This window comes from Vreelandella populi (assembly GCF_003989825.1).
GTDB classification, from domain to species: Bacteria; Pseudomonadota; Gammaproteobacteria; order Pseudomonadales; family Halomonadaceae; genus Vreelandella; species Vreelandella populi.
In genome coordinates, this window is sequence record NZ_RZHE01000006.1 from 615,023 (window position 1) to 627,805 (window position 12,783).

General features: G+C 57.0%; 12 protein-coding genes. 6 read left to right on the forward strand and 6 right to left on the reverse strand.

The genetic code is table 11. The features are described from left to right. Positions 1-23 precede the first annotated feature (23 nt). The 5 genes from ELY25_RS07850 (at position 24) to ELY25_RS07870 (ending at position 6,624) form a co-directional block, all read left to right on the forward strand. Positions 24-455 carry a DNA polymerase III subunit chi gene (locus ELY25_RS07850; RefSeq protein WP_126950712.1) on the forward strand — a complete coding sequence of 144 codons (432 nt, stop codon included), beginning with the start codon at positions 24-26 and terminating at the stop codon, positions 453-455. An 18-nt stretch (positions 456-473) separates the two neighbouring features. Next, entirely contained in the window at positions 474-1,514 is a 1,041-nt protein-coding gene (locus ELY25_RS07855; protein WP_126950713.1) for a PDDEXK nuclease domain-containing protein, read from the forward strand. Between the two features lie 98 nt (positions 1,515-1,612). Continuing rightward, a complete protein-coding gene (locus tag ELY25_RS07860) occupies positions 1,613-2,803 on the forward strand; it encodes an MFS transporter (protein ID WP_126950714.1) in 1,191 nt (396 codons plus the stop codon). A gap of 63 nt (positions 2,804-2,866) precedes the next feature. After that, positions 2,867-5,725 carry a valine--tRNA ligase gene (locus ELY25_RS07865; protein WP_126950715.1) on the forward strand — a complete coding sequence of 953 codons (2,859 nt, stop codon included), beginning with the start codon at positions 2,867-2,869 and terminating at the stop codon, positions 5,723-5,725. A 188-nt stretch (positions 5,726-5,913) separates the two neighbouring features. Further along, positions 5,914-6,624 carry a phosphatase PAP2 family protein gene (locus tag ELY25_RS07870; RefSeq protein WP_126950716.1) on the forward strand — a complete coding sequence of 237 codons (711 nt, stop codon included), beginning with the start codon at positions 5,914-5,916 and terminating at the stop codon, positions 6,622-6,624. 84 nt (positions 6,625-6,708) lie between these two features. On the opposite strand, the gene ELY25_RS07875 is transcribed toward ELY25_RS07870, so the two are convergent. Both ELY25_RS07875 and gloA read right to left on the reverse strand, forming a co-directional pair. Then, positions 6,709-7,176, reverse strand: a complete 468-nt coding sequence (locus tag ELY25_RS07875; RefSeq protein ID WP_126950717.1) for an META domain-containing protein — start codon at positions 7,174-7,176, stop codon at positions 6,709-6,711. Positions 7,177-7,192: 16 nt separating this feature from the next. After that, complete coding sequence (gene gloA, locus ELY25_RS07880; protein WP_126950718.1) at positions 7,193-7,633, reverse strand: lactoylglutathione lyase; 441 nt, start codon at positions 7,631-7,633, stop codon at positions 7,193-7,195. Between the two features lie 210 nt (positions 7,634-7,843). Here gloA and ELY25_RS07885 point away from each other — a divergent pair, with 210 nt between their 5' ends. Beyond that, complete coding sequence (locus tag ELY25_RS07885) at positions 7,844-8,914, forward strand: metal-dependent hydrolase (RefSeq protein WP_126950719.1); 1,071 nt, start codon at positions 7,844-7,846, stop codon at positions 8,912-8,914. 8 nt (positions 8,915-8,922) lie between these two features. Here ELY25_RS07885 and ELY25_RS07890 read toward each other — a convergent pair whose 3' ends face one another. From ELY25_RS07890 to ELY25_RS07905, 4 genes are all read right to left on the reverse strand, one after another. Then, entirely contained in the window at positions 8,923-9,651 is a 729-nt protein-coding gene (locus tag ELY25_RS07890; protein WP_126950720.1) for an MliC family protein, read from the reverse strand. A 57-nt stretch (positions 9,652-9,708) separates the two neighbouring features. Beyond that, on the reverse strand, positions 9,709-10,221 hold the full coding sequence (locus ELY25_RS07895) for a DUF3087 family protein (protein ID WP_126950721.1): 513 nt from the start codon (positions 10,219-10,221) through the stop codon (positions 9,709-9,711). A gap of 75 nt (positions 10,222-10,296) precedes the next feature. Beyond that, complete coding sequence (locus tag ELY25_RS07900) at positions 10,297-11,373, reverse strand: 3-deoxy-7-phosphoheptulonate synthase (protein ID WP_126950722.1); 1,077 nt, start codon at positions 11,371-11,373, stop codon at positions 10,297-10,299. Positions 11,374-11,989: 616 nt separating this feature from the next. Beyond that, complete coding sequence (locus ELY25_RS07905; RefSeq protein ID WP_126950723.1) at positions 11,990-12,754, reverse strand: NAD(P)H-flavin reductase; 765 nt, start codon at positions 12,752-12,754, stop codon at positions 11,990-11,992. Positions 12,755-12,783 lie beyond the last annotated feature (29 nt).

The following is a 12,783-nucleotide window of genomic DNA, read 5'->3' on the forward strand; positions in this document are numbered from 1 at the left end:
ACTCTGCAAGAGCGGGAGCCGCTATGGCGCGCATCGACTTTTATATTCTCCCCGATACCACCCTACAAGCGCGTCTGGCCTTCGCCTGCAAACTGGCCGAAACCATCTGGCGCAAGGGCTATCGCCTGCACCTTCACTGTGAAGACAAGGTCCTGGCCGAGCAGGCCGATAAGGCCCTGTGGAGTTTTCGCGAAGACGCCTATCTCCCCCACGCCCTTGAAGACAGTGACATGGCAAGCAGCGTGCCGGTCACCCTGGGTTGGCAGCAGCTGCCAATCCCTGTTGAGGAGACCGCACTTTTAAACCTGCACCCCGAGATTCCTGACGGCGTTGAGCGCTACGCGCGTATCGCCGAAATCATCAACCAACACCAGGACGTATTAGTGGCCAAACGCGCCTGCTGGCAGCGCTATAAAGAGCTCGGGCATGAAGTGGTGCCGCATAAGCTTGGTTAACCGGAATAAGCTGCCTTTATGAACGACAAACCTACGTCACTGACAACACCGCCGGAAGGCTACACCGACTGGCTGGCTGAGCTGAAGGGCCGTATCCATAGCGCCCAGCAGCGCGCCACACAGGCGGTCAACCACGAGCTGGTGCTGCTTTATTGGCAGATCGGGCAGGATATTCTCCAGCGCCAGGCCGAACAGGGTTGGGGTGCTAAGGTAATAGACCGGCTGGCTCATGATTTGCGCACGGCTTTTCCTGACATGAAGGGTTTCTCACCTCGCAACCTCAAGTATATGCGCTCTTTTGCTGAGGCATGGCCGGACGAAAAATTTGTGCAAGGAGTGCTTGCACAATTGCCTTGGTATCACCAATTGGCACTGCTGGACAAGCTGGCCGATACAGAAAGTCGGCGCTGGTACGCAAGCCAAGCAATTGAACATAACTGGTCGCGTAATGTACTGGTAATGCAGATTGAGACCCGTTTGCTAGAACGCCAAGGGGCTGCCGTTACCAATTTTGAAGTCCGCTTGCCCAAGCCACAATCAGATTTAGCGCGAGAGTCGCTGAAAGACCCCTACCGCTTTGATTTTCTTGGGCTGTCTGCAAAGGCGCAGGAGCGTGAAGTGGAGAGGGCTTTAGTGCGCCATGTCACAGAGTTCTTACTAGAACTGGGTGCAGGCTTTGCCTTCGTCGGGCGGCAGGTAGTGTTGGATGTGGGCGGCGAGGAGTTTTTTATCGACCTGCTCTTTTATCACCTCAAGCTGCGTTGCTATGTGGTAATCGAACTGAAGACCGGCAAGTTCAAGCCAGAACATTTGGGGCAACTAGGCTTTTATCTCACGGCGGTTGATCGCCAGCTCAAGGGTGAACAAGATAATCCCAGCATTGGCCTGCTGCTGTGCAAGAGCAAAAACAAGGTGGTGGCCGAGTATGCTTTAAGCGACAAATCCCAGCCAATGGGCATTGCCGAATACAAATTGCTGGAATCACTACCTGCTGAACTGCAAACCGATCTACCTAGTATTGAGCAGATCGAGCAGGAACTAGGCGAGATAAAAAACTAGGTGAGATAAAAGAAGTAGTGCCGCACAAGCTGGACTAGAGAGCGATTGCCCAACATAAGTTCAAAACGTTAATAACAACTACTTAGTGCAAGAGTTTGATGATGACCTACTCCTTTTTACCCCGCTACCCGCTGGCCGTTATTGTCATCGCCCAGCTGTTTGGCACCTCGCTGTGGTTCAGCGTCAACGGTGTTGGCCCTGCGCTGCAGGCAGCGGTCGGGCTGAGCGAGGGCGATCTGGGGCTTTTGACCATTGCCGTTCAGGCCGGGTTTATTAGCGGCACGCTGCTGATTGCTACCACCGGCCTTGCCGACCGCATGCGGGCAAGCCATCTGTTTGCGATTTCCTCCGTTCTCGGCGCGTTAATCAACGCGGCATTTATTGGTGTGGCCGAAAACATCACGCTGGCTGCGGCCGCCCGTTTTGCCACCGGGCTTTGCCTGGCGGGCATCTATCCGCTGGGTATGAAGCTTATCGTCAGTTGGACGCCCAAACACGCAGGTGCCGCCTTGGGTTGGCTTGTCGGCATGTTGACCCTCGGCATCGCCTCGCCGCACCTGCTGCGCGGTTTAACGCTAAACCTACCCTGGCAGTGGCCGTTGCTGCTGGCCTCTCTTCTGGCACTGATTGCTGCGGTGATGGTTTTCCGGTTAGGCGTGGGGTCCCACCTGCCTGCTAAAGCCGGAAGCGGCCGCCCCTGGGCGGGGCTTAGCGCCTTCAAGCAGCGCTCGTTTCGCAAAGCCGCTTTAGGCTACTTCGGCCACTGCTGGGAGCTTTATGCCTTCTGGGCGCTGGTTCCCTTTCTAGTTACCCGCGAGCTTGAACGGTTAAGCACATCAGCGAGCCTTCAACCGTGGTTAAGCTTTGTGGTCATTGCCCTGGGCCTGCCAGGCTGCGTGTGGGCGGGAAAATGGAGCCGCAAAGCAGGCAGCGCCCATGTCGCTTTTGTGGCGCTGCTTACCTCTGGTGCGCTTTGCCTGGCTTATCCACTGCTAGGCAGTCTGTCACCCTGGTTGTTACTGATGCTTTTGGGCCTTTGGGGTGTTAGCGTGATTGCTGACTCGGCGCAGTTTTCGGCCCTGGCGTCTGCTCACGCCCCGCCCGAACGGCTGGGCGCGGCGCTTGCCATGATGAACGCCATTGGTTTTGGGTTAACCATTCCCTCTATCGCGCTGGTAACCGCCTTGTGGTCAAGCCAGAGCCTGGCCGTTACCTGGTGGCTGCTCCCGGGCCCGGTATTGGGTCTGATTGCTATGCGCGGCCTTAACCATCACTCGCCAAGGGCCTGACGCTTTCGCGCTTATCGCGCTATACTTGTCGCCATTTTTTTGCACGTTGTGAGCCAACTCCCCATGGAAAAGACCTACCAACCCGAACAGATCGAAACTCGCTGGTACCAGCGCTGGGAAGCTGATAACCGCTTTGCCCCTTCGGGTAAGGGCGCGCCTTTCTCCATCATGATTCCGCCGCCCAACGTGACAGGCAGCTTGCACATGGGCCACGCCTTCCAGGACACCATCATGGATACCCTGACGCGCTGGAAGCGCATGCAGGGTAATAACACGCTCTGGCAGGTAGGCACCGACCATGCGGGGATAGCGACCCAGATGCTGGTTGAGCGCAAGGTCGCCGCAGAAGAGGGTAAAACGCGCCACGATCTCGGCCGCGAGGCGTTTACCGACAAGATCTGGGAGTGGAAGGAAGAGTCCGGCGGGCATATCACCCGCCAGCTGCGCCGCATGGGTGCCAGTGTCGACTGGTCCCGCGAGCGCTTCACCATGGATGACGGCTTCTACAAGGCGGTCCAGGAAGTCTTCGTTCGCCTGCACGAAGAGAAGCTGATCTACCGCGGCAAACGCCTGGTCAACTGGGACCCTACCCTGCACACCGCCATTTCTGATCTGGAAGTGGAAAACAAAGAGCAGCAGGGCAGCTTCTGGCATTTCCGCTACCCGCTGGCCGACGGCGTTAAAACCGCCGATGGCAAGGATTACGTGGTGGTTGCCACTACCCGCCCGGAAACCCTGCTGGGCGACACCGGTGTGGCGGTAAATCCAGAAGATGCACGTTACGCCTCGCTGGTCGGCAAGTTTATCGAGCTGCCGCTGGTAGGTCGCCGCATTCCCGTGGTGGCTGACGAACACGCCGATATGGAGAAAGGCTCGGGCTGTGTGAAGATTACACCTGCTCACGACTTCAACGACTATGAAGTCGGAAAACGCCAGAACCATCTGCTGATCAATGTCTTCTCCAAGGACGCCACGATTCTTGAAACGGCGGAAATCTTCGACCTCAAGGGCCAGCCGCAGCCGGAAGAAGATGCCAGCCTGCCCGCGAAATACGCGGGCCTGGACCGTTTTGAAGCGCGTAAGCAGATCGTCGCAGACATGGATGCTCTCGGCCTGCTGGAGCAGGTGGAAGCCATCAACAACACCCTGCCCTATGGCGACCGCTCGGGCGATGTGATCGAGCCATTGCTTACCGACCAGTGGTTCGTGGCAGTTGAGTCACTGGCCAAACCGGCCATTAAAGCGGTTGAGGATTGTGAGATTCAGTTCGTACCCAAGAACTACGAGAACATGTATTTTGCCTGGATGCGCGACCTGCAGGACTGGTGTATTTCCCGCCAGCTGTGGTGGGGGCATCGCATTCCGGCGTGGTACGACGCCGAAGGTAACGTCTACGTTGCCCGCACGGAAGAAGAAGCGCGCGAGAAGCATGGCCTGGATGCCGACCTGGTGCTGACCCAGGACGAAGACGTGCTGGATACCTGGTTCAGCTCGGGTCTTTGGACCTTCGGCACGCTGGGCTGGCCGGAACAGACGCCTGACCTTGAGACCTTCCACCCCACCAGCGTGCTGGTCACCGGTTTCGACATCATCTTCTTCTGGGTTGCCCGGATGATCATGTTGACCCTGAAGTTCACCGGAGAGGTGCCCTTCAAGACCGTGTATGTACACGGTCTGGTGCGCGATGGCCAGGGCCAGAAGATGTCCAAGTCCAAGGGCAACGTGCTGGATCCCATCGACCTCATCGACGGCATCACGCTGGATGAGCTGTTAGAGAAGCGCACCGGCAACATGATGCAGCCGCAAAAGGCCAAGGCCATCGCCAAGGCTACCCGCGATGAGTTCAAGGACGGTATCGAGCCCCACGGCACCGATGCGCTGCGCTTCACCTTCCTGTCGCAAGCGACCACCGGGCGCGATATCAAGTTTGATATGAACCGCCTGGAAGGCTACCGCAACTTCTGCAACAAGCTGTGGAACGCCTCGCGCTACGTATTGATGAATGCTGAAGGCGAGGATTGCGGCATCCCTTCTCAAGGCCAGGGCAGCGAGGTGGAGCTTTCGCTGGCTGATCGCTGGATTATTTCCCAGCTGCAGAAAACCGAGGCCCAGGTCACCAAGGCGATGGAGGAGTACCGCTTTGACCATGCATCCCAAGCGCTTTACGAATTCGTATGGAACGAGTACTGCGACTGGTACCTGGAGCTTTCCAAGCCGGTACTGTGGGACGAAAATGCTTCCGTTGAAGCCAAGCGTGGAACGCGACGCACGCTAGTGCGCGTACTCGAAACCATCCTACGCCTTGCTCACCCGATGATGCCCTACATTACCGAGGAGATCTGGCAGCGCGTATCGCCTCTGGCCGGTACGTTTATGGGCGAAGGTGCTTCGCTGATGCTTCAAGCCTGGCCCGAAGCCGACGAGAGCAAGATCGACGAGCAGGCCAGCCGGGATATCGAATGGCTGAAAGGCGTCATTATCGCCGTGCGCAATATCCGCGCAGAGATGAACATTGCCCCCGGCAAGCCGTTGGACGTGCTGCTGACCAAGGGCCAGCCTGAAGACGTTAAGCGCCTGGAGCAAAACCACCACTTCCTGGCCAAGCTTGCCAAGCTTGAAAGTGCCACCTGGCTTGAAAACCCCAATGACGCACCGCTTTCAGCTACTCAGCTGGTAGGTGATATGGAAGTGATGGTGCCCATGGCCGATCTGATCGACAAGGATGCCGAGCTAGCCCGCTTAACCAAAGAAATTGAAAAACAGGATAAGCTGATTGGCGGTATCGAGAAAAAGCTGGGTAATGATGGCTTCATCGCCAAAGCCCCGGTCGCCGTTGTCGAGAAAGAGCGCGGTAAACTTGCCGAGTTCCAGTCTGCCAAGAAACTGCTGGAAGAGCAGCGGGCCAAGATCGAGGCACTATAAGCCCTCCCCAGGTTCATAGACGCTAGTGCGCCCGGCCCCTTGCGGAGCCGGGCGTTTTTATGGCCGCTATAAACGTTGGGTCACGTTATTGGTGGCACAAGCGAGTTAGGAAACACTGTTAATTAACAGGCTAATTATTTAAACTGGCGCATATTGCACTATGTAAACCATCTAGTGAGCGCCGTACTATGCAAATTCGTCGAATTCTATTTTATAACCTCTTAGGACTTGTCCTGATACTAAGCTGGTGGCTACCCTCCCTTTTGTTCTGGACCAAGCTTGATGACGATGTGTTTTTCTTCTTCAACCAGTTTATCAGCCCGGTATACCCGCGCTGGATAGAAGTGCTGGCCCTGTTCAATACTCGCACCTTCGACAAGATCATGTTTGGGGTGCTATTAGTAATGCTGTTTCTTGCCATGCTGCGCGACCGCAACGGCAGCTGGCCGAAGTGGCTGGCCATAGGCTTGATCATGTCAGCGGTGGGCGCATTACTTGGCGAGCTTTTGCATGTGCACCTGCTGATGGCGCGCCCCAGCCCGACAATCGTGCACGATGGGGCTAATCTGCTCACCGACTACACTTACATGAATGCCAAGGCGACAGCAGCAAACAGCTTCCCCAGCGACCACGGCCTGTTGGCTATGGTGTTTGCAAGCTTCATGCTGCGCTTCGCCGACCGCTTGATCGCCTTGGTCGCCGTAGCAATTACCATCTTTGTTACTCTGCCGCGAATCATGGTGGGCGGCCATTGGGTGAGCGACGTCTACTTTGGTGCACTCGCCATCGCGCTGGTAGTGCTCCCATGGATTCTATGCAACACGTACATTACCCGCTTGATCGAGCGTATGGCTGCCTTCTTCGATAGCGCCTTTCAAAAGCTGCAAGGCCACCACTAGATACTGCGCCAATAGAACGTAAAAAAACCCCTCATGCCCGCATCAGCGGGCATGAGGGGTTTAGGTTCTGTAAATCTCCGGGCGTTAGTGCGCCTTACGCCAGCCGCCGAGAACGCGGCTATCCGGGCCGAAGAATACCAGCCGGTCGTGATCAATCAGATAACGGTAAGCGGTATCCAGCATATCCGTTACCCGTTTGGCGTCGGCCATCTGCGGGCAGGCCATACGCGTGGTTGCAAGCCCTTCAAAATCGATACGATGGCTTTCCCCCAGGCTTACATGGCCGGTAAAGCGGTTGCATCCGTCAGATCCTGCTACTGTTCCATCCTGCGAGATCGTGAAAAACGGCGTTTCTGCAAACGATAGCCGCTCATCAGTACCTACCAGCAGCAGGTTCCAACGCTGGCCCACTATCGGGCCTGATAACCCTGAATGTTGGGAGGCTTCGTTCAACTGCGGCCCGGGCGCGCTGCTACACGCGCTGAGTAACAGGGTGGCTAGCACCAGCAAGGGCAGCAGGCCAGCACGTGGGCGTAGTCTCTTCATGAACATATCCTTCACCTTTTGCTTACCAGCTGCCGCTGTTTTCCATGGAAGCCCAGGGCTCCTGAGGAGGCAACGCATCGCCTTTCTGCAAAAGCTCGATGGAAATACCGTCAGGCGATTTAACAAACGCCATATGGCCATCGCGTGGCGGACGATTAATGGTCACGCCGTTGTCCTGAAACTTCTGGCACAGGGCATAAATATCATCCACCCGATAGGCCAGGTGGCCAAAGTTGCGCCCGCCGGTGTACTCTTCAGGATCCCAGTTGTAGGTCAGCTCAAGCTCGGGGGCGGTTAACTGCGCCGAGCGCTCTTCATCATCCGGTGCAGCGAGAAAGATCAGCGTAAAGCGACCTTTTTCGCTCTCCTTGCGGCGCACCTCTTTAAGCCCCAGCAGGTCACAGTAAAAGCGCAATGAGGCGTCTATATCCTTAACGCGCACCATCGTATGTAAATATTGCATGCAGTTACTCCTTCAGTGATGACGATTCCAGTGTACTCTTGATGCATGATATCGCGCAGAACAGAAAATTGCCCGATTACGCCTTTGGCCTGCTGTATTCATTTACCAATATTTTTTCACTTGGCGAATATGCAACACACAAGCACAAAATTAATAACGTTTTATAATAAATGTTAAGAAGGAATTTTAACGAGCTTCAAGGAGGAACCAGTGGATTCAATCACACAGGCTGCGTTAGGTGCCGCTGTGGGTGGAGCGGTATTAGGCCGTCGTCTGGGGCGAAAGGCTGTGCTGATTGGCGCACTGCTAGGCACCCTGCCTGATCTTGATGTGGTGCTTGACTATGGCGATGCAATTGCCAATGTGACCGAGCACCGCGGGTTTTCCCACTCCGTATTTGTTCTTACTGGCCTTGCTACGCTGCTGGCCGTATTGTGCAAGCGTTTCGCGCCCGCCGGGGATATTTCCCTGCTCCGCTGGTGGAGCTTTTTTACGCTATGTTTAGTGACTCACCCGCTGCTTGATGCGCTAACGACCTACGGCACTCAACTTTTCTGGCCGCTGGATACACCGCCCGCCGCATGGCCAATTATCTTTATCATCGACCCTGTTTATACCCTGGCGCTTTTGATTGGCCTGGGCGTAGGTCTGGCTTCCCAGCGGGTGCGCAAATACTGCGTATGGGGGTTATCGGCCTCGAGCCTTTATCTAGCTCTGGCAGCAGGCGCAAAATGGAACGTGGAGCAGCGCCTGGCCCCTGCGCTTGCCGAGCAGGGGCTTACTCAAATGCCGCTTCTCGTCCAGCCAACGCCCTTCAATATTCTGCTCTGGCGGGCCACGATAGTGGGCGAAGACCGCTACTACGAGAGTTTGGTCAGCGTTTTTGATTCGCCCCGCCTGCCCCAGCTAGAAGCGCTATGGCGTAATTCAGGGCTTGAACAGGACGCGCTTTCAGGCCCCTTGGGCCAGCGTTTGACGTGGTTTACCGGCCCCTTTCTACGCTACGACGTGCGTCTGGTTAACGGCAGCCAAACGTTGGTAGCCACCGATATCCGCCTGGGTTTCCCTGGCTTTCACCCGTTTAGCTTTACGCTTGCCACCCTGAAGGATAATCACTGGGTGCCGGTGGCAAGAAGCGAAGCGGTAGAAGCGCCTCGGGGCATAAGCCTTGCCACCCTTTCAAGGCTTGCCGAGCGTGCCACCGGCGACGTAACAGCCTTATGTGCCAGCGATTTTGTGGCATCACACTGGCGAGTCGAGCGGTTTGTATACCGCTGCTAGCCGCTGCGCTAGGGGGCGATTCCTTGCCCACAGCCGCTGTACTGCTCGTCTGCATAGGTGAGCGTCACCCGGGAAGGAAAAGGCTGGCCGCTCATGCTGTCAAAGCAGGCAGCCGCTTCAATGCGCAGGCGAAAGAAAGGCTCGACGCGCGCATTTTCAAGCACTACCCGCCCCGCTGCGTTGTCCATCACGCTGACCATGTAGGGCAGCTCGATACGCGTATCACCATAGTTGAGCTGTAGAGCAAGCGTCGGCGCATCATGGGCTAACGCCACGTTCCAGCCGGGCTCATTGCCCTGCCCCCAGAACATAACGCCCGGTTTTTCTGCACGGGTAATAGCCACTCGCTCATCACTCAGCGAACATTTCAGCTGGCCGCGGGGCGTCTCCACCCGGGCTTCATCGCCGCGGTTCCAGAAGCTGATTTTACCGTCCTGATAGCGTGCGCCGTTGGCTACCACAGCCTGGGGAAGCCTCCACGCGCCATGCAGAGACCAGAGCCGCAAGTCTTGCGCATTGGTAGCGCTAACTAGGTGCTGATTGGCCGGCGTGCAGTGCCAGCCTTGAAAGCGCTCGGCCGTGCCCGCAAACAGCACTGACGGAAACAGCGGCGCGCTGCTGTTCACTGTAGTTTGGGTAGGCGTAGCCTCTGGCATTTGTGTGGCAGCGCAGCCTGCCAGCGCCACTGCCAGAATACCCGCTCCGACTATCGAGATGGGTTTTGAAAACCGTGTCATCAATTTCTTCCCTACATTTCTCGTTTATTATATAGCGGCTGAACGTCGCTTAAAGCTTCAGCTTCGCTTGAAGGCGTGCAGATCCTGCGAGTCGAAGGTATCTACCTGAGCTTGCAGCCCAAGTGCTTCTCGCTTCTCGGCAAGGCGCGTCGCCTCGGCAAGCCAAGCGGCATCGCCAGGTGGCGTGCGGCCATTAAGCTCAGCAAGCTGCGTCACGCCCGCATGGTAGAACGTGACGATATCAAGCGCGGTCCGGTTATCGTCTTCAACTGCGCGACGCAAAGTGGGCAGGAAGCCGCTGATCTGCGACAGGTGCTGGCGCAATTGCCATACATAACGCATTTCCGTCATCCACGGACGCTCGCGCAGCACGGCAAATAGCGCACTGGTGGCTAGAAGCCCAAGAAATATACCCAGTGCGTATAGCCAAGGGCCGCTGCCAAAGGTCGATGCCAGCAGCATGGAAAACAGCATGCCGAAAATAATCAGCTGCCCCGCCATTGCGAAGCTGATCATGCGCGCCTTGCGGCGATATCTATGTGAATCATGCTGCTCGAGGGTAAAAACCATGGCCAACCTCGTCATCTAATTGAACGCTCTATGATACGGGGCTGACCAAAGCAAACAAGTCTGGGCCGCTAAACGTTAGCTTAACCGCTCTGCGGCTGTTTTTAGCAACCGCTCGGTTGCCTCCCAGCTAACACAGGCATCGGTCACCGAAACACCGTAGCGCAGGGCGTTCGGCTTCAACGGCTGCTTGCCCTCAAACAAGTGGCTCTCTAGCATCAGCGCAACCAGATTGACGTTTCCCGCCTGACGCTGGGCCAGTACATCCAGCATGACTTCATTCTGACGGCGGTGATCCTTGCGCGCATTGGCATGGCTGCAATCGACCATTAGCCGTGGGTTCTGGCCCGCCTGAGTGAGTGCTTTAACAGCCGCCTGAACGTGCGAAGCCTGGTAGTTGGGCTCGCCATGCCCCCCGCGCAGCACCACGTGGGTGTGCGGATTGCCAGCGCTCTGCTGCATCACCGGGCGCCCGTTGGCATCCTGGGCAAAGCGCTGGTGGCCGTGGGCGGCGGCCTGCATCGCGTCAATGGCAATTTGCACATCGCCGCTGGTGGCATTCTTAAAACCGACTGCTGCCGCTAGATCGCTTGCCAGCTCGCGATGCAGCTGGGACTCGGTGGTGCGCGCGCCGATGGCAACCCAGCTCAAGAGATCATCCAGGTAAGGCGCGAGCATGGGCTGTAGAAGCTCGGTGGCAACCGACAGGCCGCGGGCGGCCACGGCATGCATTAATTCCCGCGATAGCGTAATGCCCTTAGCCATATCGCCGCGGCCATCCAGATCCGGGTCGTAGGCAAGCCCTTTCCAGCCCACCGTAGTGCGTGGCTTTTCAACGTAGACGCGCATCACCGGCAGCAGCCGCTCGCTTACTTGCTCGCTGAGTACCGCCAGACGGTCGGCGTACTCGAGCGCGGAATCCGGGTCGTGTATCGAGCAAGGCCCGACCACCACCAGCAGGCGATCGTCCTGGCCGCTTAGAATGTCATGTACCGCTTTGCGCTGATGAGATATCTGCTGTGCGAGCGCAGCATCCACGCAAACACTCTGGCGCAGCTGGGCGGGTGTAGGCAGCAGCGTGGTGGCACTGGGTGTGGGGGCAGTGGCAGAAACAGTACGCTGGATATTCAGGGCTGGGCTTGCTGGGGCGTTCATAAAGGATTCTCCGGACTCGCATGACATCGTTGACTGGCGTTACCACCCAGGCTGGCGCGGTCGGAGGTGGCAGCTTGCACCGACCGCGCGCCGCTAAATCGCCAGCCATAGCCCACATAGCCGGTTGCAGTAGCGTATTGGTAAGCGCGATAAGTCATGGTGCCGCTCCTTGATGACGTTTCGATGGTGTTGAATAAAGTCTATGGCATTGAACAAAGGGTGCTAAACGCAAAAACCCCGGCTGGGCTACCAACCGGGGTTCAGACATTCGGCAGGCAACCTAGTGGGTGTGCCTGGTAGCGCAACGTCAGACGTCGGCCGCGGGCACACCGCCGCTAAACCAATATCCAAAATAGGCAACACCATGCGAGCGCACGCTAACCGCCGCAAGAGGCAGGCATTTAGCAGTGTGGGCGAAGGCAAGTGTTGGCATATCATTCCGGGTTATTGGCAGGCCGGAGGCACTGCGAAAATAAGCGTTAAAACGTGACGTTTGGTGCCATGGTTTTGTAAACTGTTGCTTTATCCTGCCTTCAAGCGTGACAAATGGCAACTGTTCGTCGCAAAACAGTTGCCTTGCCCGCCCCAGGCAGGACATTTAACGCTATAAGCGTGTTTAAGGGCGCGGTGCGTAGGCGAACACATCCGAGAAGACGCGCTCGGCCGTGGCGCCTTTGGCTTCTAGTACGTCCAGGCAGGCGTATACCATTCCCGGAGAACCCGAGAGGTAAATATCGTAATCGCTGAACGCAAGGCCCGACTTTTCCAGCACCAGATCTACCCGGCCCTGGTGGTGGTGAATGCGTTCGCCACTTGCCAGAGGCTCGGTCAGGGGAAACTCGGTCACCGCCTGGAAACTAATCTGGGGGTAGCGTTGTGCCCACTCGCTAGCAAGGCTTTCGGCATAAAGATCGCGATGCTCACGAGCGGCCCACCAGAGTGAGATTGGCCGCTCAGGCTGGTCATGCAGGGTAGCTTCTATGATCGCCTTCATTTGTGAAAACCCGGTGCCTGCCGCAATCAGCAGCAGCGGGCGCTCGCTTTGCCGATCAACCACGCACTCGCCGCTGGGCAGACGCAGGGTTAGTTGATTGGCGACTTGAAGCAAGTTGCGAAGCCGCGCTGAGTTATCGCGCTCAGGCCAGTGCTGAATATGCAGCTCAATTACGCCATCACCTTTCTCGGCGCTGGCAATGGAAAACGGCACCCAGGTGCTTTCATCCAGCTGAAGTTCCAGATACTGGCCGGGCGCATGGGCCATCGCTTCGGCGCGGCCTTCCAGCGTTACGCCAAATACATCAGGACTCAAATCCTCAACGGCCGTTACCTGGCAGGTCAACGTTCTGCACGTCGCAGTCTCTCGTAACGTCCTTGCGCTCATGAAAGCCTCTTTGTAGAAAATCGATCCGC